Annotated in this window: 19 protein-coding genes and 1 pseudogene; 7 read left to right on the forward strand and 13 right to left on the reverse strand. The window is 45.2% G+C overall.

What is annotated here, in order from left to right; genetic code table 11:
• Nucleotides 1-171: 171 nt before the first annotated feature.
• A complete protein-coding gene (locus tag QZ135_RS20190) occupies nucleotides 172-825 on the forward strand; it encodes a DUF6266 family protein (protein ID WP_294613612.1) in 654 nt (217 codons plus the stop codon).
• Nucleotides 826-1,102: 277 nt separating this feature from the next.
• Here QZ135_RS20190 and QZ135_RS20195 read toward each other — a convergent pair whose 3' ends face one another.
• The 3 genes from QZ135_RS20195 to QZ135_RS20205 form a co-directional block, all read right to left on the reverse strand.
• Complete coding sequence (locus tag QZ135_RS20195; RefSeq protein WP_294613614.1) at nucleotides 1,103-2,467, reverse strand: TolC family protein; 1,365 nt, start codon at nucleotides 2,465-2,467, stop codon at nucleotides 1,103-1,105.
• 135 nt (nucleotides 2,468-2,602) lie between these two features.
• Nucleotides 2,603-5,782, reverse strand: a complete 3,180-nt coding sequence (locus tag QZ135_RS20200; protein ID WP_294613617.1) for an efflux RND transporter permease subunit — start codon at nucleotides 5,780-5,782, stop codon at nucleotides 2,603-2,605.
• Nucleotides 5,783-5,796: 14 nt separating this feature from the next.
• On the reverse strand, nucleotides 5,797-6,903 hold the full coding sequence (locus QZ135_RS20205; RefSeq protein ID WP_294613620.1) for an efflux RND transporter periplasmic adaptor subunit: 1,107 nt from the start codon (nucleotides 6,901-6,903) through the stop codon (nucleotides 5,797-5,799).
• A gap of 223 nt (nucleotides 6,904-7,126) precedes the next feature.
• Between QZ135_RS20205 and QZ135_RS20210 the strand changes: the two genes are divergently transcribed.
• Together QZ135_RS20210 and QZ135_RS20215 are read left to right on the forward strand one after the other, a co-directional pair.
• Entirely contained in the window at nucleotides 7,127-8,038 is a 912-nt protein-coding gene (locus QZ135_RS20210; RefSeq protein ID WP_294613623.1) for a helix-turn-helix domain-containing protein, read from the forward strand.
• Nucleotides 8,039-8,123: 85 nt separating this feature from the next.
• Entirely contained in the window at nucleotides 8,124-10,160 is a 2,037-nt protein-coding gene (locus tag QZ135_RS20215) for a patatin-like phospholipase family protein (RefSeq protein ID WP_294613626.1), read from the forward strand.
• Here the strand turns inward: QZ135_RS20215 and QZ135_RS20220 are convergent.
• Together QZ135_RS20220 and QZ135_RS20225 are read right to left on the reverse strand one after the other, a co-directional pair.
• The gene (locus QZ135_RS20220) at nucleotides 10,157-10,498 is read right to left on the reverse strand and encodes a hypothetical protein (protein WP_294613629.1); all 342 of its coding nucleotides are present in this window, start codon (nucleotides 10,496-10,498) and stop codon (nucleotides 10,157-10,159) included. The two genes, QZ135_RS20215 and QZ135_RS20220, sit on opposite strands and share 4 nt — an antisense overlap.
• Entirely contained in the window at nucleotides 10,495-10,803 is a 309-nt protein-coding gene (locus tag QZ135_RS20225) for a septum formation initiator family protein (protein ID WP_294613631.1), read from the reverse strand. The genes QZ135_RS20220 and QZ135_RS20225 overlap by 4 nt, the downstream gene beginning before the upstream one ends.
• Before the next feature lie 114 nt (nucleotides 10,804-10,917).
• Here QZ135_RS20225 and QZ135_RS20230 point away from each other — a divergent pair, with 114 nt between their 5' ends.
• The 3 genes from QZ135_RS20230 to QZ135_RS20240 all read left to right on the forward strand — a co-directional run bounded on the left by QZ135_RS20230 (nucleotide 10,918) and on the right by QZ135_RS20240 (nucleotide 16,689).
• On the forward strand, nucleotides 10,918-12,771 hold the full coding sequence (locus QZ135_RS20230; RefSeq protein WP_294613634.1) for a DNA polymerase III subunit gamma/tau: 1,854 nt from the start codon (nucleotides 10,918-10,920) through the stop codon (nucleotides 12,769-12,771).
• A 91-nt stretch (nucleotides 12,772-12,862) separates the two neighbouring features.
• Nucleotides 12,863-14,737: an ATP-binding protein gene (locus QZ135_RS20235; protein WP_294613637.1), complete on the forward strand. Its 1,875-nt coding sequence runs from the start codon at nucleotides 12,863-12,865 to the stop codon at nucleotides 14,735-14,737.
• Nucleotides 14,734-16,689, forward strand: a complete 1,956-nt coding sequence (locus QZ135_RS20240) for a histidine kinase dimerization/phospho-acceptor domain-containing protein (RefSeq protein WP_294613642.1) — start codon at nucleotides 14,734-14,736, stop codon at nucleotides 16,687-16,689. The genes QZ135_RS20235 and QZ135_RS20240 overlap by 4 nt, the downstream gene beginning before the upstream one ends.
• A 2-nt stretch (nucleotides 16,690-16,691) precedes the next feature.
• Here the strand turns inward: QZ135_RS20240 and QZ135_RS20245 are convergent, their stop codons facing one another.
• Entirely contained in the window at nucleotides 16,692-17,393 is a 702-nt protein-coding gene (locus QZ135_RS20245) for a porin family protein (protein ID WP_294613645.1), read from the reverse strand.
• Nucleotides 17,394-17,566: 173 nt separating this feature from the next.
• Here QZ135_RS20245 and QZ135_RS20250 point away from each other — a divergent pair, with 173 nt between their 5' ends.
• Nucleotides 17,567-17,737, forward strand: coding sequence for a 4Fe-4S binding protein (locus QZ135_RS20250; RefSeq protein ID WP_007660223.1), 171 nt, complete (start codon nucleotides 17,567-17,569; stop codon nucleotides 17,735-17,737).
• 74 nt (nucleotides 17,738-17,811) lie between these two features.
• On the opposite strand, the gene QZ135_RS20255 is transcribed toward QZ135_RS20250, so the two are convergent.
• The 7 genes and pseudogenes from QZ135_RS20255 to QZ135_RS20285 form a co-directional block, all read right to left on the reverse strand.
• A complete protein-coding gene (locus QZ135_RS20255) occupies nucleotides 17,812-19,005 on the reverse strand; it encodes a pyridoxal phosphate-dependent aminotransferase (protein ID WP_025835327.1) in 1,194 nt (397 codons plus the stop codon).
• 83 nt (nucleotides 19,006-19,088) lie between these two features.
• Nucleotides 19,089-20,303 carry a bifunctional 3,4-dihydroxy-2-butanone-4-phosphate synthase/GTP cyclohydrolase II gene (locus QZ135_RS20260; protein WP_294613649.1) on the reverse strand — a complete coding sequence of 405 codons (1,215 nt, stop codon included), beginning with the start codon at nucleotides 20,301-20,303 and terminating at the stop codon, nucleotides 19,089-19,091.
• 24 nt (nucleotides 20,304-20,327) lie between these two features.
• The gene (locus QZ135_RS20265; protein ID WP_294613653.1) at nucleotides 20,328-22,226 is read right to left on the reverse strand and encodes an LptF/LptG family permease; all 1,899 of its coding nucleotides are present in this window, start codon (nucleotides 22,224-22,226) and stop codon (nucleotides 20,328-20,330) included.
• A gap of 76 nt (nucleotides 22,227-22,302) precedes the next feature.
• Entirely contained in the window at nucleotides 22,303-22,689 is a 387-nt protein-coding gene (locus tag QZ135_RS20270) for an START-like domain-containing protein (protein ID WP_294613656.1), read from the reverse strand.
• Between the two features lie 135 nt (nucleotides 22,690-22,824).
• Nucleotides 22,825-23,262 carry a helix-turn-helix transcriptional regulator gene (locus QZ135_RS20275; protein ID WP_294613662.1) on the reverse strand — a complete coding sequence of 146 codons (438 nt, stop codon included), beginning with the start codon at nucleotides 23,260-23,262 and terminating at the stop codon, nucleotides 22,825-22,827.
• A gap of 34 nt (nucleotides 23,263-23,296) precedes the next feature.
• A complete protein-coding gene (locus tag QZ135_RS20280) occupies nucleotides 23,297-25,162 on the reverse strand; it encodes a transglutaminase domain-containing protein (protein WP_294613659.1) in 1,866 nt (621 codons plus the stop codon).
• Nucleotides 25,163-25,263: 101 nt separating this feature from the next.
• Nucleotides 25,264-26,077: pseudogene (locus QZ135_RS20285) on the reverse strand (O-antigen ligase domain-containing protein); the annotation flags it as partial.

A 26,077-nucleotide genomic window follows, 5' to 3' on the forward strand; every position in this document is an offset into this window, starting at 1 on the left:
AAACCGAATTTGCGACGGAGATAATAAGAAATTATAGAGAAAAAGGTATGAAAGAAAAGAGCCGGTAGAGAATAAGAAAGAAACAGAAAGTGAAAAAGAAAAAAAAGAAAAAGAAGTATTCTCCCAGTTATTTATGATAGCTTTGCAGCCAGAAATAAAATACAAAGAACTATGGCAAAAATAAAAGAAGATATTTTCAGCGGCTTTTCAGGGAAATTGGGAAACGTGGTAGGATGCAAAGGAAAAAACGGGTATTACCTCCGTACAAGACCCGAAAAATACAGAGATGCAAAAAGCAAAGGACAAGTGCAGCAACGAAGCAAATTCATGCTGGCCAATGAACTCTTGAAAAACTTCACTCCATTGTTACGTATCGGATACCGGAATTGTGACGGAAAACGTTCGGGCTTCACTGCCGCAATGTCATACGTCATGGCCAATGCCATATGTCAGGGCGAGAAAGGAGCAAGCATTGATTACGAAAAGGTGAAAATTGCACAAGGCACACTGACCACTGCAACGGAAGCCAAAGTAGAATTGGAAAAAAGCAAAGCTATCTTCACATGGAAGGACAATAGTGGCCGGGGTGACGCACAGCCGGAAGATAACGTGATAACACTGGTGTACAACAGGATGAAAGGGCAAGCTGTTTATCAGCTCCACAACGCACAGCGCAGCGATGGCTATTGCGAGCTCCCTTTGCCAGAGGAGTGGCAGAAGGAGGATCTTACAGTATACATAGCTTTAGAAAATGAAGAAAGAATGTGTGTTTCGAACAGTGAATGCCTATGGAATGGAGTATACACAGAAAGAAATTCGGATTAACTGCAAGGCAATAAAAAACGCACTGCAATATAATGCATTAATTTACATCTACTTATCTCACTCTAAAAACAAGAAACAACATGTTCACAACTACTATGAATAGATGATTTGTCGCCCCTTAACACAACACTTCGATAAATAAACAAAAAGCGACTCAGGAAAAGCCGTAAATGTACCGTTCGGAGAACATGCAAAACAGAAGCGGGCTGCCACGGAATCGCTTCCCCGGCAGCCCCTCTTCATTGAAATAAAAATAACAGAGAGAGTATGATTTTGTTTATTCCTGACCTCCCCCCAAAGCACGGTATAGGTTAATTAGGCTTTGTATCTCAGTAAAACGGTTGGCCGTCTGCGACAGTTGCGCACTGAGCAACGACTGCCGGGCGGTGAGCACTTCCAGATAGGTCGTATTGCCATGTTCCATCAGCAAAGAAGTACTTCGCATAGCCGTTTGCAAAGAAACTATCTGTTTATCCAGCAAAAGGCTTTTCCCTTGACTGGTCTGATAGGCTATCAAAGCATCATTCACCTCGCTGCCTGCATTGAGCAATGTTTGTTGAAAACCAAGAGCTGCTTCTTCCTGCTGTGCACGGGCAATACGATACTGGGCAACAACCTGCCCCCGGTTAAAGAGCGGTTGCGTCAGCGAACCCACCGCGGATGCCAGAAACTTGCCCGGATTGACAATCATGGAACCAGCAGAATTCGTCCAGCCGGCACTCCCACTCAGCGTGATGGAGGGATAGAAAGCAGAGCGCGCCATGTTAGTGCCATAGAACGCCGTCTCCAGTGCCCGCTCGGCTGAGCGGACATCAGGACGACAGGAAAGCATCCGAACAGGAATCCCTATAGAAAAGTCTGCGGGGAACTGTTGCCCTGCCAGCACGCCACGTTCATAGTTGCGGGGCGTCTCAGCCAGCAATAGGGCAAGGCTATTCTCCACTTGGTTTATCTGTTGTTGCAGATCGAGGACAGAGCTTTGCACCTGATAATAGGCGGCTTCCATCTGCGATACAGCCGATTCGTTTGCCATTCCGGCATTCATCAAAGCACGGGTGGAAGCCACGGTTTCTTTCCATGCCTCCTCCGTCTGCCGGGAAATGTCGAGTTGTTCATCCAGCATCAGCAACGTATAATAAGTATTGGCTATACCTGCTATCAACTGGGTGCGAACAGCCTGGCGGTAGTCCTTGCTTTGAGCATAAAGTGCCTTTGCCTGTTTCTTAGCATTGCGCATACGCCCGAAAACGTCCAATTCCCAACTGGCAGTGACAGGCAACGAATACATCTGCGTAGCCTTGTGAGTATCGAAACTGCTCACCGTTCCTTGCGGAGAAAGGGCAAATGCGGGAAGAAAAGCTAGTTTGGCAGACATCAGTGTTGCCTGAGCCTGTTCCACACGAAGCTGGGCAGATTGATAGTCGGTATTGTTCTGCAATCCCTGCTCAATGAGAGATTGCAAATGCGGGTCGGTGAAGAGCTCCTGCCAGTCCATATTGCCCAGGCTGGCAGTATCTTCGGGCACCACTTCCCCACCGTAGAGGCCATCGGGGACGGAAGCTGCAGGTTCGTATTTGGTATAGATGCCACAGCCGCTCAGTGACAGACTAACAGCAACTAACATGATTATATTTTTCTTCATTCTTCAATATCTTTAATATGTTTCTTGGAATTGATTTTATCTACAATGTACACCAGAAGACCGGCAATACAATAAGCTATCACCTGTTCTAACCAAAATATATCACCTTGATACATCATTCATTCCTCCTTTCATTTATTTACGTTCGCGTTCAGCCTCGCTCTTTTCTTTCTCCAGCAGTACTTGCACATCCGGTTCTTCCTCCATCGGCGGACGGATTTTCTCCTGCAAGAATTCAAAAATGATATAGAAGACCGGAACAACAAAGAGCAGTGCCAGTGTACCTACAGCCATGCCCCCTACGACACCCGTACCCAGAGAACTGTTACCATTGGCACCTGCACCGGAAGAAAACATCAACGGAAGCATACCGAAAATCATGGTCAACACCGTCATCAGAATGGGACGCAAGCGGACTTGTGCAGCAGAGTAAGCGGATTCCACAATACCCATTCCTTTGCGGCGACGCTCTATGGCATACTCCGTAATCAGAATAGCCGTCTTGGCAAGCAAACCAATCAGCATAATCACACCTGTTTGCAGATAGATATTGTTTTCCAGTCCGAGTATTTTAGCGAAAAGGAATGACCCCATCAATCCGAACGGTACAGAGAAGATAACGGCAAACGGTACGAGAAAACTCTCGTAGAGACATGCCAGAATCAAGTAAATAAGGAATATGCAAATGGCGTAAATGAAAACCGTCTGTGCTCCACCACTACTTGCTTCTTCACGTGCCATACCGCCATATTCGTATCCATAGCCTGCCGGCAAGGATTGAGCCGCTACTTCTTCAATCACTTTCTGCACTTCACCGGAAGAGTAACCGTCTGCCGGATTCACATTGGCTGTGATAGTACTATAAAGATTGAAACGGTTCGCCGTTTCAGGTCCCAGCACTTGCGTCAGCGTCACGAATTGGCTCACCGGAGCCATTTCCGCACCATTGCGTACAAACATATTGTCTAATGCCTGTTCGTCCAGACGGTATTCAGGCGAGGCCTGCATCATCACACGATATACTTTACCGTACTGGTTGTAGTTGGAAATATATGCACCACCGCAATAACTACCTACTACATCAAGCACTGCGCTTGGCGAAATCCCCGCACGCTTACACTTGGCAGCATCTACTTCTACCGACACTTGCGGGAAGTTGATAGCGTAAGAAGTGTAAGCCATGGCCACTTCCGGACGCTGGTTCAGGGCACCGAGGAACTGTATGGCTGCATCATAGAACGTCGCTAAATCTCCACCCGTCATATCCTGAAGATTCAGTTCAAGAGAGTTACCCATACCGTAACCCGGAATCATGGCAGGCTGGAAACTGAATATCTGTGCTTCCTTTATGTCCTGGAACTGTGCATTGAGGCGGGAAACCACAGCATCCGAACTATGTTCTTTACCCTTTCGCTCACCCCAATCTTTCAGACGAATAATAATCGTACCATAAGAAGTTCCCTGACCGGATATAAGTCCGTATCCGGCTACGCGGGCATAGTGTTCAATTTCGGGTGTATCTTGCAAGATGTTTTCCAACCGGTCCATCACTTTCGTGGTTTCATCAAGCGTGCTTCCCGGTGAAATGCTGACATTCACCATGATGACACCTTGGTCTTCCTGCGGCACAAGCCCCGTCTTGGTGGTGCTCATCAGATAAATCAGCAATGCAACGGTAGCAACGAGTGATGTCCACACCATCCAGCGGTGGCGGATGAAGAACATCACACCTTTCTTATACTTGCCCAGTACGGCGTTGAACGAGGCGTTGTAGGCTGCACGCACCCGTCCGTTGATGCTCTTGGCACTCTTGGTTCCGTCCGACGGTCGCATCATGATGGCACACAAAGCGGGACATAGCGTCAGAGCCGAAATCATGGAGATTCCCACAGCAGTTGCCATTGTGATACCGAACTGCGTATAGAACACACCCGAAGTACCTCCCATGAACGTCACAGGAATAAACACAGCCATAAATACGCAGGTACAAGAGACGATAGCCATCGTCACGTCACCCATTGCATCTTTCGTGGCGAGATAAGGTGATTTATACCCGGCATCAAACTTGGATTGCACTGCTTCCACCACCACAATGGCATCATCTACCACCGTACCAATGGCAAGTACCAGTGCAAACAGCGTCAGGATGTTCAGACTGAATCCTGCGGCCACCAAACAGGCAAACGTACCTACCAACGACACGATGATGGAGATGGACGGGATAAACGTACTCTTGAAGTCCTGCAAGAAGAAGTATACCACCAAGATTACCAGAATGATGGCAATAATCAGCGTCTCCACCACATTGTGTATGGAAGCAAAGAGGAAGTCGTTCGAACTCATCATCGTGACGAACTCAGTTCCTTCCGGGAGGTTCTTCTTCATCCGCTCTATCTGGGCGGTAATTTCTTTATTGACAGCAGTAGCATTGGAACCTGCCGTTTGGAATATCATGTAGAGAACGGCAGGCTTACTATCCATTTCACTACGGAAACTATAAGTCATAGTGCCCAGTTCCACATCTGCCACATCTTTCAGGCGAAGAATGGAACCATCTTCGTGAGAACGGACAACGGTGTTCTGGAATTCTTCCACACTCTTCAAGCGTCCGCGATATTTCATGGTGAACTGGAAGACATTATTCGAACTCTCGCCCAGCGAACCGGTGGGAGCTTCAATATTCTGCTCACCCAACACGCCGGTTATATCCGAAGGTATCAATCCATATTGTGCCATCCGTTCCGGTTTCAGCCAGATACGCATACTATACGTATCGCCCAACTCCATTACATCTCCCACTCCCTCGATACGTTTTATCTGGGGAATAACATTGATATCCAAATAATTGGCAAGGAAAGTCTGGTCATATCGACCATCCGTACAGGTCAGAGCACCAATCTGCAAGAAGCTGGTCTGACGCTTCATCGTGCTTACACCGACTTTCGTAACTTCTGCCGGAAGCAGTCCTTGTGCTTTAGCCACACGGTTCTGTACGTTGACGGCCGCCATGTCGGGGTCCGTGCCCTGCTTGAAGTAAACTTGTATAATAGCCAAGCCCGCATTGGAGGCGCTGGAAGTGATGTACATCATATCTTCCACACCATTGATGCTCTCTTCCAGTGGCATGATGACACTGTTCATCACTGCCTCAGCATCGGCACCCGTATAGCTAGCGGCCACATACACCGTGGGAGGTGCAATGTCGGGATATTGCTCCACCGGCAGGGTGAAGAGCGAAATAAGCCCTATAACCAGAATCAGTACGGAGATGGAGATAGCCATCACCGGCCGTTTAATAAATATATTTCCTTTCATAATCAGTCTCCTTCTTATTTAACTTGTGTACCCTCGCGCACCAGCCCGGCGCCTTGCGATACAATCTCATCACCGGCCTTCAGTCCATCCAGCACTACATATTCGCGTCCGTTGTTGATTCCGGCTACGGTAATCAGGGTGGAGACAGCTTTACCATCCACTACCTTATATACAATAGTCTTATCCTGCATCCGCACGGTGGCTGTCTGCGGAATGGCAATGCAGTCTTTATAGATACTTGGCACTACCACCGTGCCCGATGCTCCGCTATGGAGTAAACGCGATTCGTTGGGAAACACCACACGTGCCACTACAGTACCCGTCTGCCGGTCGATGACACCACTGATGGATTCGATGACACCTTTCTTATCATAAACAGAATTATCGTTCAGGCGCAATTCCACTTCCGGCATGTTCTTCAATGCCTCATCCATATCGCCGTACTGGCGGGTCAGGGCAAGCAACTGATTCTCAGTCATGGAAAAATAGACATACATATCCGAGTTGTCGCTGACCGTAGTGAGCGGATAGGGCATGTTGGCACTGACCAGTGCACCTGCACGATAGGGCAATGCGCCTACTACTCCGTCACTGGGGCTTTTCACCTCTGTATAGGAGAAGTTGTTACGGGCGCTTATTTCCTGAGCCTCAGCCTGTGCCAGTTGGGCCTTGGCAGTGAGATAAGAATTCTCGGCTGTCTTCAGGCTGAATTCCGAAACGACTTTTTGTGCATACAATTCCCGATTGCTCTTGTAGGTCAGCTCGGCAGTTGCCAGTGCAGCGCGTGCCGCTTCCACGTTGGCGGTGGCGGTTTTGAGTGCAGCCCTGTAGGGCACCTGGTCGATGATGAAAAGCAATTGGCCCCGACGCACTTTCTGCCCTTCGGCCACACAGAGTTTCTCGATTGTGCCCGATACCTGTGGATAGATATCGATATCCTGCCGCCCGCGTATGCTCGCCGAATAGGAAGAAGAAAGTTCCTTATCCGCCGCCTCTACCTGCATTACTGCATAAGAGGAAGATTTCACTTCTGCATCCGGTGCCTGCTTGCAAGATGCCATCCACACTGTACAACCGACAATCCCTATCAGCCGTATCCATTTTTTGTTCACTGTAATCATACTTACTCTTTTTATCTTTTGTTAAATCCTGGACAAAAGTAGGAGAAAGGAACAAAGCGACAGTAACCAATTTCCCTCCATAAGTGTCCTATTCTCCCCATTTGCATTTTTTAAAGCTAACTAATTGTCAATAAACGATATATCAAACAATTATGAAGGAGAATAGAACATCCTGTTTTCCCCATAATTCACCAACTTTGCAAAAAGTAAAAAAGAAAAGAATATGGAAAAACAGAACATTAGAACGGTGGATATAGAAGATTTTAAGGACAGTCAACATGTCCTTGACTATGTAGATGATGACTTTGCAATAGTCAACAGCTTGGATGGGATTCCTTATAGTGAGGATACGGTAAGATTGGGATGCTTCCTCATTGCCGTTTGCATAGAAGGGTGCATTCAACTGGACATCAACTGCCGGACGTACAAGTTGCAGGCAGGGGATTTACTGCTCGGTCTTCCCAATACCATTATTAACCATATGCTGCTGAGCCCCAAACATAAAATCAGGCTTGCGGGATTCTCCACCCGCTTCCTGCAACGCATCATTAAAATGGAAAAGGATATATGGGATACCGCCATCCACATCCACAACAATCCGGTGAAGTCTATCGGCGAAGATAAGGATTCGCCCATTTTCACATTCTACCGTGATTTAATCGTAGCAAAAATAAATGATGAGCCGCATTGTTATCACAGGGAAGTGATACAGCATATCTTTGCCGCCCTCTTTTGCGAGATGCTGGGGCAGCTCAACAAGGAAATCGCCGCCTCCGACACACCAATCCGCCTCAAAGAAGGCATCAAACAGTCTGATTACATCCTGCGGAAATTCATGGAATTGTTATCGAAAGACAACGGTATGCACCGTTCGGTGACTTACTTTGCCGATGCGCTGTGCTATACGCCTAAGCATTTCTCGAAAGTCATCAAACAGGCGTGCGGCAGGAATCCGTTGGATTTAATTAATGAAACGACTATAGAACATATCAAGTACCGGTTGAAGCGTTCGGACAAGTCCATCAAGGAAATTGCAGAAGAGTTCAATTTTCCCAATCAATCTTTCTTCGGGAAATATGTAAAGACGCATCTGGGGACATCACCGATAAATTATAGGAATGCCAAAGAGGAGTGATGGGAAGAAGAATATTGCATTCCACCAAATCCATCAGCCTCTTTATTTGTTACTAATCTAAACGAATAGTAACAAAACCCCGATTATGAAATTCAAATCTTTATTCTTATTAATAATAGCGCTGCTTTCCACTTGCACGCTCGGAGCGCAAAACCGCAAGAAAGTAGGAGTCGTATTAAGTGGTGGCGGCGCCAAAGGAGTAGCACACATCGGAGCTTTGAAAGTGATAGAAGAAGCTGGAATTCCGATTGATTATATAGTGGGAACAAGTATGGGCGCCATTGTGGGCGGGTTGTATGCCATCGGATACACCCCTCAACAACTGGATAGCATGGTCAATGTGCAGGACTGGAAATATCTGTTGTCCGATGCTTCCGACCCGGAAACCACATTACTGAGCGAAAAACTGAGAGAAGAACATTATCTGCTGTCTGTGCCTGTTGCAGGAAAATCAGCACATGTATCGGATGCAGGGATTATAAAAGGAAGAAACATATCGCGATTACTTTCAGAATTAACAGTGGGGTATCATGACTCCATCTCCTTCAACCGCCTGCCTATTCCGTTCGCTTGCGTATCAGATAACATAGTGAATGGCAGTAAAGTCGTTTTCCATAAAGGAATTCTGGCAACTGCCATGCGTGCCAGCATGTCCATTCCGGGAGTATTCGCCCCTGTCTATCTCAATGGCATGGTGCTGGTGGATGGCGGATTGACGGACAACTATCCTGTAGACATCGCCCGGGAGATGGGAGCGGAAATCATTATCGGGGTCGATGTACAAAATCCACTGATGAAGGCAGATGAACTGACAAGTCTGTCGAGCGTGCTGGGACAGATTATTAATCTGGTGGGAGAAGAAAGCTACCGGAAGAATGTAAAGGACAGCAATATACATATACAAGTAGATGTAGACGGATACTCGGCGGCAAGTTTCAACCATGCGGCAATAGACACCCTGATGCGTCGGGGAAAAGAAGCGGCGATGAAGGATTGGGATAAACTGATTGCCTTGAAAAAGGAAATAGGCATAAGTAAGAACTATCGGGCGGAATATCCCGGCCCGTTCAAGATACCGGCGCCTGCGATGCTGGACACGATACCGTCAGTCACACAGATTGCTCCACATGAGAAACCGGTGAATACTATAAATATAGGAGGCAGATTTGATAATGAAGAATTGGCAGTACTGTTACTGAATGCGAGGGCATATTTCGGAAAGCAGAAGAAATCGCAGTTGAGCGCCACTACCCGGCTGGGGAAACGGACATTCGGACGGTTGGAATACATGTACTCACCACGTGAGAACTGGAATATAAACACGGGGTATCAGATAGGATATAATGACTTCAACCTCTACGGAAAAGGAAAACGGCTGATGAACCTGACTTATGTGCATCATTCTCTCTGGGTGGGATTTACAAAGAGCTGGTATCGGCTACTGATAAATGCAGGTATCCACTTCGAGAAGTATAACTATCATGACTGGCCATCGGGACCAGACGTTGTTCTGACAAAGTCGAGCGACAAGGCGTTGCTCAGTTATCAGGCCAGCATCACGTACAACAGCCTGAACAATCAGCGGTTCTCTACAAGAGGCATGGAATGGAAAGCAACGTACAGGCTTTATACGGATAATATGGTAACTTATGATTCGCATAGTCCCGTATCAGTATTCCAGACACATTGGAGCGGATATTTCTCTCCAAACAAGATTTTCACCATTATGCCGTCAGTGTATGGCAGGGTAGTCGGAAAGAATACGCAATCTCTGGCAATATCAAACTTTGTAGGCGGAAATGTGCCGGGACGGTATATGGAGCAACAGATTCCTTTCACCGGCATCAACCATATAGAAATGAGCCCGGATGCTTTGTTGACAGGAATGCTGGGAGTAAGGGCAAGGACTTACAAGAATCAATACATCGTAGTCCGCGGCAGTTACGGGCGTACAGCGGATAAAATAGAAAACCTATTCGGTGGAACCGATACACACGCACTGGCAGGCGGCAGCATAGGATACTGCTACAATAGTATCATCGGACCGATTGAGGCGGAACTGAATTATTCCAACCAGTCAAAGAAACTGGGATATTATATCGGGGTTGGATTTACCTTCTAAGATTCTTCCTTCACTTCTTCCTGCGGAATGCGTATCGACGTATACAATTCCAGCACGGCAGCTACCGTCAGGCAAACAATCCACTCATTGCCATGAGTGAAGAACATGAATGCGCCTGTAAGTACCAGTAGCAATGCACCGAAAATCTGCTGACGGCGGAGACGTTTCACATTAGGTTTATTACTCTTGGAAGGGGAATTAATCTGGGCTAGCGCCACCATAGTAGCACCAATGGTATATATATAAGGTGCAAATTCCCAGCCAGTGATATAAACGGCAGCACCAAACAGCGCCATCACAGCACCTACAGTAAACAAAGCGGGTATCAGGGATTTCATTCTTCGATGTCTTCTTCAAATACGTAAATATCTTCATTCGGTTTCTTCATCAGGTACTTCTCGCGCGCAATGCGCTCGATAGCACCGGAATCAACAGCCAGTTCATTCAGCCGTTCCGTGTTATCTTCATACTCCGCCCGGTACTTCTCTATTTCTGAGTTCAGGCGACTGATTTCATTCGCATAACCCATACGGCGCACAATGCTGTTCTCGTCCAGAAAGCCGACAATCACCACAAACGCCACAAACGTAATCAAGTATTTATGCTTGCGGACAAATATCCAAAGCGTCGCTAATTTATCCATTGATAAACAATTTAATAAGGTTTCTTCGCCTACAAAGATAAGAGGAATAACTGAGAAATTCCTTTTTTTTGTGTACATTTGCACAAATTGTAACGGACAAGAATATCCCGAATCATGGAAAACTATATCGTATCGGCACGAAAATACCGCCCTACCACCTTTGAGTCGGTAGTGGGACAGCGTGCTCTGACCACTACGTTGAAGAATGCCATCGCTACCGGTAAACTGGCACATGCCTACCTATTCTGCGGACCACGCGGCGTGGGAAAAACAACTTGTGCCCGCATCTTCGCCAAGACCATCAACTGTATGAGTCCCACGGCAGACGGAGAAGCCTGTAATCAATGCGAGTCATGCACGGCCTTCAACGAGCAGCGGTCATACAATATCCATGAACTGGATGCCGCATCCAACAACTCCGTGGATGACATCCGCCAACTGGTGGAGCAAGTGCGTATTCCACCCCAGATAGGGAAATATAAAGTGTACATCATTGACGAGGTGCACATGTTGTCAGCATCGGCTTTCAATGCTTTCCTGAAAACTCTGGAAGAACCGCCCCGCCATGCCATCTTTATTCTGGCTACCACGGAGAAGCACAAAATTTTGCCAACCATCCTGTCACGTTGCCAGATATACGACTTCAATCGTATCAATGTGGACGATACGGTTGCCCATCTGGCATACGTTGCCTCCAAAGAAGGAATTACCGCGGAACCGGAAGCTCTGAACGTCATTGCCCTGAAGGCCGACGGCGGTATGCGCGATGCCTTGTCCATCTTCGACCAGGTAGTCAGCTTCACCGGCGGACACATCAGCTATAAGAGTGTAATCGAGAACCTGAACGTACTGGATTATGAATATTATTTCCGCCTGACAGACCATTTTCTGGCAAACCTGGTCAGTGACGCCTTATTGTTGCTGAATGATGTGCTGAATAAGGGATTCGATGCCAGCCATTTCGTGACAGGTTTGTCCTCGCACTTCCGCGACCTACTGGTAAGCAAAGACCCTGCCACACTGGCATTACTCGAAGTGGGTGCCAGCATTCGTGAACGCTACCAGGCGCAGGCACAAAAGTGTCCGCTGCCTTTCCTCTACCGGGCTATGAAACTCTGCAATGATTGTGACCTGAATTACCGTGCCAGCAAGAACAAGCGATTGCTGGTGGAACTGACCTTGATACAGGTTGCTCAGCTTACCGCCGAGGGGGACGACGTGAGTGGTGGGCGCCGCCCTAAACAAGCTATAAAACCCATATTCTCGCAACCTGCCGCCGCTCAGCAGCCACAGGGCACATCTGCTATGCCCCAACCGCAAGCAACTACCCATGCCGCTCCGGTTCAACCGCAGCCGGCACAGCAAGCTCCTGCAGCCCAGGCTGCCCCTGCATCACCACAATCTCAACAGCCTTTTGGTTCGCAGACTGCCATGCGCCCCACTCCCACCGCCGTATTAATGGCACAAGGAAAAGAGGAAAAGAAGATACCTGTCATGAAGATGTCCGGTCTGGGTATCTCCATCAAGCATCCGCAGGTTGAAGAAGATAAGAAACAAACAGCCGGAACTACTACTTCCCAGCAAAATGCACAACCTGAAGAAGACTTCATCTTCAACGAAAAAGACGTGAACTACTATTGGCAGGAATATGCCGGACGTCTACCGCAGGAACAGACCGCCCTTGCCAAACGTATGCAGGTAATCCGCCTGGCAATGCTGGATGCCACAACATTCGAAGCTGTAGTAGACAACGACATTGCAGCCAAGGAGTTCACCGACCTGATTCCGACCTTGCAAGAATACCTGCGTAAACGGCTTAAAAACAGCAAGGCTACTATGACTGTCCGCGTCAGCGCTCCCACCGAAAAAGTGCGTGCCTACAGCCGTGTAGAGAAATTCCAGTTGATGGCGCAGAAGAATAATGCACTGTTACAACTGAAGGACGAGTTCGGTCTTGAGCTCTATTGACAACAAAATAGAACATTTATCCAACAAATAATTTTATTTTTTTAGTTTTATCATTACATTTGCGAAGAAACTAATAAAATATCTTCTACTTTTGAGAAAGTTTGCTATTATATCGGCAGTGACTGGCCTTTTACTCTTCTCCTTCGCGATGGGAATATGTGCCAACAACACAGACCAGAGACATCTGGCTGCCATGCAATCGCTCATAGCCCGGGAGGTAGCCTACGATACTAATATAACGGTAGACAGCGTCATCTCATGGAGTAACGAATTAGCCCCTGCACTGAAATCCCATAAAACAGAAGAAACATACTTTACGATGCTATTATGGCAGGTGAGCGCATACATCATGCGAGGTGACCTCAGTCTGGCTATAGATCGTGCACGGTTAATGTACGAGCATGCCAAAGAATTAAATTCAACTTTCGGAATCGCTCTCGCCAATCAAGCTGTCGGGCAGGCCTATAGTGCTTCTTACATACAGGAAAAGGCATTGAGTTCTTATCAGGATGCTTTGCGCTATCTACCCGAAGATAATCCGCAAACTTACCGGTTGCTGGTGAAGATTTCTACGCTTTTACAGCAAATGAACCGTCTGAATGAAGCGATGGTATATGTATCTAAACTGAACCCGCTCCTGGAACAGCAACCTGTACACCCTCTTGCCGTTCCTATACTTATAGAGAATGCCACCTATTACATTTCATCAGGCGATCAGGACACAGCGCTCAAATATCTGCAACGGGCAGATTCAATCTATAAGAATCACACTCATGAGCCTGCCCATGAATTTTCTATCAACTATTACACTGCAGCCTGCTACAGGGCATTGGCTGCCGATCATAATGATAAGGAGAAAGCAGACGAAGCCCTCGCGCTTTACAACAAACTGCTGGAAGTGGTATCCAACAAACGTTCTCTGGAATATCGCTGGATTTGTGCAGAGAAAATTTACCTGTATAAGTTGCTGGGACGTTTTGATGAAGCATGCAAAATCTATCAGGACTTATACGCCGTCACCGATACCCTTGCTTCGAAAAGCTATATCCGGCAAATAAATGCGCTGAAAGCCACATACCAGATAGACGAACTGGAACTGCAAAACAGAGCACAACAGAACAAGATGATAGTCTATTTCATCTTCATCGGTCTTGGCCTGTTGGCTTTCATCTCCATACTTGCTATCTGGCAGAGGAGGCAGAAGCGAATAGTAACCATATCCACAGAGACGCTGGAACAGTCGAGATGGAATGCAGAAAGTGCTACACGAGCCAAGAGCGTTTTCCTATCGAACATGAGCCACGAAATACGGACGCCGCTCAATGCCTTGTCCGGCTTTTCATCCTTGTTGACAGAGGAAGGACTTGATGACGCAACCCGTAAACAATGTACTGAGATTATACAGCAGAACTCAGAGCTTTTGCTCAAACTGATTAATGATGTAATTGACTTGTCAAGTTTGGAGTTCGGAAAAATGCAATTCAGCATAGGCGAACATGATGCCGTAGCAATCTGCAAGAATGTGACTGACACTGTAGGAAAAGTGAAACAAACGCAAGCGGAACTATTGTTCGATTCGTCACTGGAAGAGCTATACATGGAGACTGATGCTTCACGACTACAGCAAGTACTGATAAATCTGCTGATTAATGCAACCAAGTTCACACCGGACGGCAGCATAACACTGAAACTTGAGAAAGAGTCGGACGGAACGGCTTTGTTCTCCGTCACCGATACCGGTTGCGGCATTCCGAAGGAAAAACAGGCGAGTATTTTCCAGCGCTTTGAGAAGCTGGATGAGAATGCACAAGGAAGTGGTCTCGGCTTGTCTATCTGCCAACTAATCATAGAGCATATCGGTGGCAGAATATGGATTGACCCGGATTACACAGGAGGGTCCCGTTTTATGTTTACCCATCCCATCAATCAGATACGAGGCAAGCAAAAGAAGGAGGGACGGTCATGACGAAACATTTATTTACTATATGTCTGATTATCAGTTTCAGTCACCTCTCAGCCAGTGCCCAAAGTAGTGCTGTGAAAGACAGTTTATTACGTATCTATGCTAGTGCACCACATGATTCATCCCGGTTGGATGTATTGCATGACATTGCCCGACTGGATCAGCAAACGCCGGTGTTTCTCTATTATGAAAACAAATTGTTGGAAGAGGCTACGGCACAGAACAACATACGCTATCAGAGCCTTGCCACTTACGAGCATATCATTTACTTTTTCAATAAGCTGGATCTGAAACGTGCAACGTATTGGATGGGCAGGATGGAAACTTTGGCTGAAAAGAACAATTACTATAATGATTATTTCAAAGCTAAAAAGTTACAGATTGAATTGTACACCATCAATCAGCAGATAGAGCTTGCCATCCACGAAGCGCACATCATGTACGAGAAAGCAAAGAAACTAAATAACCGCAACGGTATGCGGGAGGCACGTCTATGCCTGATGACCAGCTACATTGCAACACTGCGCTACGAAGACGGAGCACAAGCATTGGAGGAAGCATTCCAGTTAATGAGCCCGCAAGATAGCCCGATGGATAAAATCAATTTGTTGTCGAAAGCTGTTCTGGCTTATTCATTCTTGCATAAAAACGAGAAGATGTATGCTTCGCTGGAACAAATGAAAGCAGCCATACAGGAATTAATTGCTGCTGCCCCGGCACTCAAAAATGCATACTCGGCTTTGTACATGGGAATGGAAACCCAGTATGCCCTTTATTATGTTCGCACGGGGAATCTTCAGAAAGCCTGGGAACATTTGCTAAAAGTAGATGAACATTATACTCCTAACACGTTCCTTCCCTATCAGGTGTCACGCCTGCAAGCTTATGCAGAATATTATCGCGCAAAGAAGGAGTATGATCAAGCTTTGGAGTGCCTGAATGAAGCCATTACCTTAACGCTTCAGATGTCTTTTCCCGATGCTATATTATATATGGCCATGAAGGCGGATATATTGGTAGATATGGGGCGGTCGGATATGGCTATCGGCATTTATAAAAAAGTGATGCATGACAAAGACTCATTATACAGAGGTCTGTCAAACTCACAGATGGAGCAGATACAAAGCCTGTATAACATGGACAAGCTGGTGCTGAAAAGAGAGCAACAACAGGAAAAGATACATTATTTTGTGCTGGCTGTAATCGGAATAGCTCTGATGGCACTCATTTTCTTTGTAGGTCGTATGTATATCAGCCGGAAAAAGTTGCAGAAAGATGAAAAGGAAGTAGCCCGGCTGAGCAAGATTGCCGAAGAAGCCAATGAAGTGAAAAGCCGTTTCCTCGCGAACATGAGTTATAATATCCGTATCCCTCTGAATAACGTAGTAGGTTTTTCACAACTGCTCTCTACCGATACCGAATTGGATGATAAAGAGAAGTTGGAATATTCCGAAATCATCCAGTCTAACTCCACTGAACTTATCCAACTGGTGAACGATGTACTCGATCTCTCACGCCTGGAAGCTAAAATGATGAAATTCCAGATACTGGATTGCGAGATGCGCGAAATATGCAATGACCTGATATATATGGCGCGGAGAGATAGTGAGGGGTACATTCATGCCGAACTGGAAAGCGACATCGAGCATCAGATGATTAGAATGGATGCCAACCGTTTCAATCAAGCCGTACTGAGTATGCTGGTTTATCCGGTACCCAATAGCACCGACCGTGAAGTAAAGATGAAACTGAATAGGGATGAAAGAAATGAACTATTGATATTTCATATCATCAACAGTCCGCTGGCTGACCCAACATTCGCTTCTCAAAAGGTTTCCATACGCCTTAAAATCAACCAACTGCTGTTCGAGCACTTTGGCGGTAGTTTCATGATAAGCGAAAGTGCTGAAAATGGCTATCCTATCACCTTCACAATTTCTTATAAAGAAAGGTAAGTCTATTCAAAATAAAAGGTAAGTACAATCATGCGGGAGGTAATCTTGTCGACTGATTGTGTGAATTTCAATAAAGACTGGTCCGTGAGATCGTTACGTTCTTTCTTTATCAGGTTTACCAGTCCGAAACAGAATTTCAACTCGGGTATCAACTTGAAATAAGGCAAATAGAAATCACACCCCAACCCTACTTCCACATAACAGTCAAAAGGCTTCACCAACAAAGCGCCCTGTTTCTTCACACTGAAATCATACGTAGGGGCAATACCTGCCATTATATAGGGACGGTAGTTATTGAAACGCTCGGCAGCAAACTTCACATCTATCGGCACAGAGAGATAAGCCGACTTCATAGACTGCGAGTGTTCTTCACCACTCTCTTGTTCACGGAATATCACCCTCTTATCTCCAAAATGCAGTGTCGGCACAAGGCGTAAGGAAAAGAAGTGGTTCAGATAGAGCTCCCCCAACACACCTACCGTAAATCCGGGAGAATATTCAGGCACATCGGCAAACCAACTCTGACCGTCTTCCGTCACATATCCGGTATTCACCAATTTATAGTCCTGCACATGGATGCCTGCCAAAAAACCATAATGCCATTTCCGCTGGTCGATATACGGGCGGTTTTGCACCTTACGTTTCTGTGCCGAGGCGCCGAAAGCAAGGAGTAAAGTAAGGATTATCAGAGTAATGCGCTTCACAACTCTAAAACGGCAAAAGTGACATTTTATTGCATTTATGCCTTGTTTTCTCCCTTCTATTATTTAGACAAGATACAAATTAAGGGAATTTAAACAGGATTGATAACAACTAATCAAGAAAACTACTATTTTTGCCGAACGAATTAGTACTAATAATTTAAATCTTAAAGAAAATGGCTTACGTAATTAATGACAGTTGTGTTGCTTGTGGCACTTGTATTGACGAATGTCCGGTAGGAGCTATCTCTGAAGGCGATATCTATTCTATCGATCCCGAAACTTGCACAGATTGTGGTACTTGTGCTGATGTTTGTCCGTCTGAAGCAATTCACCCGGCAGAATAATAACAACACTCAGAAAAAGAAAAGCCCGGCTTCGTAATTGAAACCGGGCTTTTTCATTTTTTATATATTGCTTCTTATTTCAGCTCAGCCAATGCTTCCTTGATGCGGCGAATAGACTCAACGATATTCTCATCACTGGTTGCATAACTCATGCGGATGCACTCAGGCGCACCGAATGAAGCACCACCCACACAAGCCACGTGAGCCACTTCCAACAAGTACATTGCCAAGTCGTCAGAGTTTTCAATCTTACGATCACCGGCAGCCTTGCCAAAGAAAGAATCACACTTCGGGAAAAGATAGAAAGCACCTTGCGGAACATTCACTTCAAAGCCCGGAACTTCTTTCGCTAACTTCACAATCAAGTCACGACGGCGTTCAAAAGCCTTACGCATTTCTTCTACCGGTGCCTGTGTTCCTGTATATGCAGCTTCAGCAGCTTTCTGAGATACAGAACAAGGACCTGAAGTATACTGGCCTTGCAGTTTGTTGCAAGCTTTCACAAGCCATTCCGGTCCGGCAATGAAACCAATACGCCAGCCTGTCATAGCATACGCCTTGGAAACACCATTCACGATTACCGTACGGTCTTTCATTTCGGGGAACTGAGCAATGCTCTGGTGCTTGCCGATATAGTTGATATGCTCGTAAATCTCATCAGCAATAACGATTACCTGCGGATGTTTTGCCAACACGTCAGCCAAACCTTTCAGCTCTTCCTGCGAATAAACAGAACCTGTCGGGTTGGAAGGTGAGCAAAGAATCAGCGCTTTGGTCTTCGGTGTGATGGCAGCTTCCAGTTGTGCAGGAGTAATCTTAAAATCCTGTTCAATACCTGCGGTAACGATTACCGGAGTACCTTCGGCCAGTTTCACCATTTCCGGATAGCTTACCCAGTAAGGAGCGGGCACAATAACTTCATCACCCGGATTCACCAATACCAATACGGCATTACAAACCGATTGCTTGGCACCGTTAGCACATGAGATTTGTGCGGCTGTATATTCCAGACCGTTTTCCTTTTTCAATTTCTCCACGATTGCATTGCGCAAAGCCGGGTATCCCGGAACCGGAGAATAGCGAGAGAAGTTATCGTCTATCGCTTTTTTCGCAGCCTCTTTGATGTGGTCGGGAGTATTGAAGTCGGGTTCTCCCACACTCAGGTTAATTACGTCAACGCCTTGAGCTTTCAGCTCAGCGCTCTTTTGCGACATAGCCAGCGTCGCTGACGGCGACAAACTGTTCAAACGATCTGATAATTGATTCATTTTTCTATCTATTTTATGGTTGTTGCATAAATTTGGCTGCAAATTAAGCTATTTTCTTTGATATTAGAAAACAAAACAGCAAATTACTTATTAAAATGTAACGTATGTCCCATGCGTTCTTTCTTTGTACGCAGGTAACGTTCATTGTATGGATTAGGAGTCGTTTCAATAGGAACAATCTCTGTAATTTCCAATCCATAGGCTTCCAGACCGACACGCTTCACGGGATTGTTCGTCATCAGTCTCATCTTGTGCACACCCAGTTCGCGCAGAATCTGAGCGCCCACACCATAGTCGCGTTCGTCTGCCAAGTGTCCCAGGCAGATATTGGCATCTACTGTATCCAGTCCGTCTTCCTGCAACTTATATGCTTTCATCTTCTCCATCAAACCGATTCCGCGACCTTCCTGATTCAGATAAACCACGACTCCCTTTCCGGCTTTATCAATCATTTCCATTGCCTTATGCAGTTGATCGCCACAATCACAACGTCTGGAACCGAAAATATCTCCTGTTGCGCAAGAAGAATGTACACGCACCAGAATCGGTTCATCCTGTTCCCACGTTCCTCTGAACAAAGCCACATGTTCCAGCCCGTTAGACTTCTGACGGAATGGAATCAAACGGAAGTGCCCGTGTTCGGTAGGCATATCTACTTCTACACCTTTCTCTACGATAGATTCTTGTTTCAAACGATAAGCAATCATGTCGCGGATAGAAATCAGTTTCAGATTAAACTCATCAGCCATCTTTCTCAACTCGGGCAGACGTGCCATGGTGCCGTCTTCGTTCATGATTTCCATAAGCGCACCTGCGGGATATAAACCTGCCATACGAGCCATGTCGATAGTAGCTTCCGTATGTCCGGCACGACGCAAAACGCCTTTTTCCTGGGCATACAACGGGTTGATGTGTCCCGGACGTCCAAAGGTTGCCGGAGTAGAAGCCGGATCGGCAAGTGCCTGAATAGTAGCGGCACGGTCGGCAGCAGAAACACCGGTTGAACAGCCTTCCAGCTTATCAATGGTCACCGTGAAAGGTGTGCCCAGCACAGAAGTGTTGTCACTCACTTGATGAGGCAAGTCCAGTTCCTTGCAACGGGATACGGTTACCGGCGCACAAAGCACGCCACGTGCATGCTTCAACATGAAGTTGACTTTCTCTGGAGTTATCAACTCCGCAGCGATAATCAGGTCGCCTTCGTTTTCACGGTCTTCATCATCCACCACAATCACAAAGTTACCGGCCTTGAAGTCTTCAATCGCCTCTTCTATTGTATTTAATTTCACTTTTTCCATTCTGGATTCTCCTTATTATTTAGGTTATTTCAGATTAGTTTCTATTATCTTTTGAACGTCTTCATTGGTTTTAATAATCCGCTCCATGTCCTTATTCAGCCGAATGCGGAAAGCCCAGATGCGGAAGTAGAAAAACAACCCTATGGGCACTAACAATCCACAGGCCAGATTCAGCCAGTAGTTGCGGAAAGGGCGCAAATGGGCGGAAACAGGAATAATAGGATAGTTATTCAATGCATTCAGCAGATGAATGGATTTGGTGTTAGACATTTCGTCTACCAAACTTTCAAGACGTTCGTTAATTCCTTCTATCTCTTCATCGTTCGAACCTGTCATCCACAATTTAAAGTAATTGGGGGCACGCTTCAACGCTTTCTTCTCGGCATACGCACGGCAATCCGCCGACAATGCCTGTAGGTCGGCAGGCAGATGCGTGTAGTCAGGATCATGTATGATTACTTCCTTACGGAATAAATGACGCATGCTGCGAATGCCCAGAATCCTCTTGAACCAGTTGATATAAGCATCGGCATTCAGCACCACCGAGTCGTTGTTCGACTTATAAGTAAGGAATGCCCCCAGCGGAGCCAGGATAGCCGTACTTGTCCACATACCCATCCAGACAATCCACTGTCCGTCACGTGCCATCTTATAGCCCGTATTATTGATGATATAATAGATAATGAAAATAAGCACTGATACTACTACCGGCATACCCAAACCACCTTTACGGATAATTCCACCCAACGGCGCACCGATAAAAAAGAAAATGAGACATGCCACTGAAAGCGTCAGCTTCTCATGCCAGGACGTCATGTGGCGACGCAGACTGGTATCCGTCTGCGAAATATTGTAGCTCTTAAAACTCCAATCGCTTCCCGCACTCTCAGCACGGTTCACGGCAGTTGAAATAATCTTCTGTTTCTGCGACAGGGTAGCTACATTGAAAAGACTGTCTACATTATATTCACCCAAATGCGCCTGTTCTATTTTCAGCGTGTCGGCTTTCTTTAAGTCTGCTGTAATCTTGTATGTACCGTTCATGGCTTCTTTAAAGTAGCCACGCCCCACACTATCGTTCTGCACCTTCATAGAATCGATGCCTGCTTGCAGCATCTTCATGTTCTTGCTATTGGACTGATTGCTCATGATACCGGCGTCCACCATATTGAAGTCGGAGTTGAACTCAATAATGGCATGCTTTTCCCGGAATGCTTCCCGGCGATAGGGGACATTCTTTTGGTTCATGTTCTGCGATTTCAGGTTTTCAAACTGTTCGCCATTGTAGAGATGCAGGTATAAATGTTGCTTATCCGCAGTCATCTCCAGCCGTCCAGAATCCGACTTAATGATTTGGGCATTCTCAAAGCCCTTCTCAAAATTATAAATCAGCACGTCATAAAGCATACCTGTCTTACGATTCTTATGCTTCACATACAGGTTGTACCCCTCTATTTCGTCATAAAAGACTCCCTCCGGTATATCCAATTCCGGCGACTTCTGCTTCATGGAGATGAGCAACGTCCATAGTTTGGTTTGTGCCTCCGGACCAATCACATTTTGGAAATAAAAAGAAACGCCACAGATGAAAATGATAAACACAATCAACGGGCGCATAATCTTAAGTAGTGAGATACCTGCCGCTTTCATGGCCAGTAGCTCAAAACGTTCACCAAAATTACCGAAGGTGATAAGTGCCGCCAACAGAATAGCCAACGGCAATGAAGCCGGCACCAAAGTGAGTGCGGAATAAAAGAAAAATTGTGCAAGGACACTCATTTCCAGTCCTTTTCCCACCATCTCATCTACATACTTCCATAGGAACTGCATCATGAAGATGAAAAGGCAAATGAAAAAAGTGCCCATAAAGAGCGTACAGAAGCTCTTTAATATAAATATATCTAACTTTTTTATGCGCAGCATTTTACTCGTTTCATGCAATGAAGACACAAAATTAGCATAAAAAAGGGAGTGTGGAAAATTTTTATATCAAAGTTAACTAAAAACCGCACGTTCTCCGCAAAGTATCTACCTGAGAGTCCCACAATTCACGCAAATCGTTCACCTCGTCTACTGCTGCAAAGTCAGTTACTTCCAGCACGAAGTCGTTTGTCAGCTCATTGTTTGTCATCTTTAATTCAAAATATTCCCGTTCATATTCATCATCCAGCCAACGGAATCGAATAAAAGAGAATGCTCGCACGGCAATTATCTCTGCATCACGATGTTCCGTCTTTCCCCAGAAGAAGGTGACAATCTTATCGTCCGACTGTACCCTGTCTGCAAACCAGCCCTCCAAACCGGTGGGGGTACTTATCGCGGACCAAAGAATGCTTTTAGAAGTTGCATTCAAGAGGTATTCCCGATGAATCTTTTGTCTTTCCATAGTTCATATTTGCTTTTTATTGCGGTGCCAAGATAGAGACTTTTTTCTAATTACAAAAAAGAATAGGTCTTTTTTATTCATATCCTACAAACCGCTGTTCTTCATTCTCTATATAAAACATCCATTTCAAGTAAGTTAGCATTGTTGTATATACCTATCAAAACTATCTGCACCCGATAAGGATAGTTTAGACTTGATACGCTGCTTTGACTTCAACACAGACCTGGGTGTAATATTAAAAAGCAGGGCAATAGCCTTATTAGTCAACCGGGCACGTATCAAATAGCACAATCTCAATTCCTGAGCACTTAAGCGGAATGATGCTAAAGTTTCCAACAAACACCCCCCATAAAGCAAATCAATGACAATAAACAAACTATGCCACTCTGCCTCATCCCTGACAATTCCATAAGCCGGTTTTTGATGCAGACATAATAACTGTCCCATCGCAACCATAAGAGAAGAAGAACATCCAACTAATGCTGTAACTTTCTGATAGTCTCCCAGTTGCCTTGTTAATTGTTTATTACGATATAATAAACAAGCACTCCAATTATCCTCATAAGCATCCATAATCTCTCTGGAGGAACTTTTATCGCCATTAATATCACCAGAATATTTGTCTTCGATCCTCATACTCAAAAATTCTTTCGTCATTACCTGTGGTATGATTCTTCAGATACAACAAGGCATTCCGAGGTACAGTATATACTAATGAATCAGCAACAGCCGTTTGTTTGCCAAGCGAATTCCAACATCCTTTATCCCAGTAAAATAGTTCGTAAATATTATCCTTATAAATAAAACTCACATCATTTCGGGGAGTATATATTGCCTTACTTACCCGATAAGGTTTACCTAAATCTAAACCCGCCCAGCCGGTATCCGGAAATTTATAATCAAAAGATGTATCCGGATTACCATCAAAGACATTTGTATATTCACGCCTACCGTCGTCTCCGTAACATCCCGGAGTACCTATGACTTTCCCCTTCAAAGGTAATGTATCCAAGCTGTTTTCATAGAAAGAAAGTTCTGCTATATTACAATAACTATCTCTTCCACCACGATAGCGAATATACCTATATGCCCTATCCGAATTCAGATAAGCGACAGTATACAACCGATAGGGAGCCTCTTTGATTAAAAATAGCGTATCCACATTCTGAAAGTCCTTCTGATTACTACCCTCTATTACTCCACCAACCATACGGGTATTAAAATAATTCTTAACTGCAAAATAGAACTTCTTATAAACACTAATTATATGGGATTCTTGCAATGGATTAAGATTATGAATCTCCCCTGTATCATGATTTAGCGTAAAAGGATTGGACAATGCTTGAAGACCATTCTCACTGTATGTTGCCAAAATAGCCACTATTCCTCCTTCCACATTATCAAAACAAACATCCTTCCCATCAAAAAAAGTATAAGCAACAGGAACCCATTCTTGTTTGTTTGCAAAACACAAGTATACCAATTCACCAGTACGAGGGCAATCATACAGTTCTTTTCGAGGAATAATTATCTGCCTATTCTGCTGCTCCATATAAGTAGCTGTTACATCATGGAAAAACGGATATCTGAAAACAGGATAAACAGACGGCACATCTTTCAAGCCTTTTGTCAGCTCCTCATTCAGGCTATAAGTCACGCGATATACTTTTCCTTTAGTTATATCATATTCCGATGCCTTCTTCCACTTTTCTTGATAAGGAAATTCCGCCATATATGTATTATGCCCCTTATCCAATATAAAATTCCAAAAATGCGAGGCATTAGTATCGCCACGCTGTATTACCCTATCCATACCACACGGAATGCCAAGAGCACGCATCACATATATCATTGCATCAGCAAATTCACGGCAACTTCCAGTTTTCCACTTCAATGCTACCGGACCTATATGAGGTCCTTTGGGGAAAAGACTTGTATAGCGATACTTCCCCTGTCTTAAAGTATCCATTACTATTTGGGCCGCTTTTGTTACATCATTGCCATCAATTGATTTGCGGAATTTATCAAGTAGAGGATTATATTTATCATACAAATCCTTACGCCATAACGAAAGAGGCTCATCACCAATCCTATAAGGCAATATATACTCACAGAAATCCTCAAAATCCACATTTTCTCCCCATGGCTGTTCTTTCCAAACCTTGAATGCCCATTCTATATGATCAACCAAGAAGGCAGAATCTACCACTTCAATATCCTTTTTACGGGCAAGCATGTCTCTTGAAAATTCTCCATCCGCTTTCTTGAGTGAATCTACAATGAATTGAGCCCCCTTTATATTAGTAGAATGAGCCTCAAAATAGCGAAGATATTTCTGTAATTCTTCCCCTTCATAGAAGCCATAATAAGGCATATTCTTTATAAGAAAACATGCTGCATGGTATTTTTGATCATCACTTTCCCGATAACGATTTAACACCTTCAATAGTTCCCCTTTGTTAGCGCCTGCCATATTCAATGCACTTTCTAAACGGCTATCTTGTTGTTCAATGCAAGCAGATAAAAAAGTCAGAGCACACACACATACAAATATATAAATCCACCTCATATAAATCACTCCAGTTCATTTACTATTTTCTTTATCTCCTTACGCATCTCTTCGATTGCCGTCGAATGCACCTTAGGCTCTTTAGTAAGCACAACATTAGCAACCTCTTTCAATTTATCGGGCCGATAGAACTCCGGTTCAGCATAGAGATTGGCTAATAAATAATAGGGATAAATCCTTCCCGGCAGGCGATGAACCGACCGTAAGAAAAAAGCTTCCGCCTGTTCATAACGATGCAATTCCTGATAGTTCTTACCTATAATATTCAGAACCATTGGATCGGTAGAGTATAGGCAGGCTTCTTTCAGATATTTATTGGACTCATTATAAAAGCCCGATTTATGCAGGCTATGCCCGTACTCAAACAGAAACGCCCCTTTCTCCTTCAATACCGGATAAAGTTCTCCATAAGATTTATTGGCAGCTTTATAAGCTCCCGAATTATAGAACATTTTTGCATACATCCACTTCCGACAGGCATCCTCTTCTTGCTTCCACTTCGCCATATAGCCACCTATCCACAGAATGAGGCAAACACACAAAATTAGTGGTTTACAGATAAAATCTCCCACCCCGCAAGCAAGAAACAGGAATATCCCCGCTACCACAAAAGCCGGGAAATACATAGGATAGGAAGAAAAGGAGAAGATAAGCAAAGACAGGATTGCACCGCAGATGCCGTAGCGCCCACGCTTCGCCCCCATCCAGAGACACGTTCCAATAACAACCAGCACTATTACACAGACGACAACTCCTTCCGTCAATGCCAGCGACAAATATTCATTGAACACATATTCCGGACTACCGGCCACACGCTCT

The organism is uncultured Bacteroides sp., assembly GCF_905207245.1.
GTDB lineage: Bacteria > Bacteroidota > Bacteroidia > Bacteroidales > Bacteroidaceae > Bacteroides.

Coding starts and splice junctions, on each gene's coding strand:
- QZ135_RS20190 (WP_294613612.1), top strand. CDS start 172: ATGGCAAAAATAAAAGAAGATATTTTCAGCGGCTTTTCAGGGAAATTG.
- QZ135_RS20195 (WP_294613614.1), bottom strand. CDS start 2,467: ATGAAGAAAAATATAATCATGTTAGTTGCTGTTAGTCTGTCACTGAGC.
- QZ135_RS20200 (WP_294613617.1), bottom strand. CDS start 5,782: ATGAAAGGAAATATATTTATTAAACGGCCGGTGATGGCTATCTCCATC.
- QZ135_RS20205 (WP_294613620.1), bottom strand. CDS start 6,903: ATGATTACAGTGAACAAAAAATGGATACGGCTGATAGGGATTGTCGGT.
- QZ135_RS20210 (WP_294613623.1), top strand. CDS start 7,127: ATGGAAAAACAGAACATTAGAACGGTGGATATAGAAGATTTTAAGGAC.
- QZ135_RS20215 (WP_294613626.1), top strand. CDS start 8,124: ATGAAATTCAAATCTTTATTCTTATTAATAATAGCGCTGCTTTCCACT.
- QZ135_RS20220 (WP_294613629.1), bottom strand. CDS start 10,498: ATGAAATCCCTGATACCCGCTTTGTTTACTGTAGGTGCTGTGATGGCG.
- QZ135_RS20225 (WP_294613631.1), bottom strand. CDS start 10,803: ATGGATAAATTAGCGACGCTTTGGATATTTGTCCGCAAGCATAAATAC.
- QZ135_RS20230 (WP_294613634.1), top strand. CDS start 10,918: ATGGAAAACTATATCGTATCGGCACGAAAATACCGCCCTACCACCTTT.
- QZ135_RS20240 (WP_294613642.1), top strand. CDS start 14,734: ATGACGAAACATTTATTTACTATATGTCTGATTATCAGTTTCAGTCAC.
- QZ135_RS20250 (WP_007660223.1), top strand. CDS start 17,567: ATGGCTTACGTAATTAATGACAGTTGTGTTGCTTGTGGCACTTGTATT.
- QZ135_RS20255 (WP_025835327.1), bottom strand. CDS start 19,005: ATGAATCAATTATCAGATCGTTTGAACAGTTTGTCGCCGTCAGCGACG.
- QZ135_RS20260 (WP_294613649.1), bottom strand. CDS start 20,303: ATGGAAAAAGTGAAATTAAATACAATAGAAGAGGCGATTGAAGACTTC.
- QZ135_RS20265 (WP_294613653.1), bottom strand. CDS start 22,226: ATGCTGCGCATAAAAAAGTTAGATATATTTATATTAAAGAGCTTCTGT.
- QZ135_RS20270 (WP_294613656.1), bottom strand. CDS start 22,689: ATGGAAAGACAAAAGATTCATCGGGAATACCTCTTGAATGCAACTTCT.
- QZ135_RS20275 (WP_294613662.1), bottom strand. CDS start 23,262: ATGGATGCTTATGAGGATAATTGGAGTGCTTGTTTATTATATCGTAAT.
- QZ135_RS20280 (WP_294613659.1), bottom strand. CDS start 25,162: ATGGCAGGCGCTAACAAAGGGGAACTATTGAAGGTGTTAAATCGTTAT.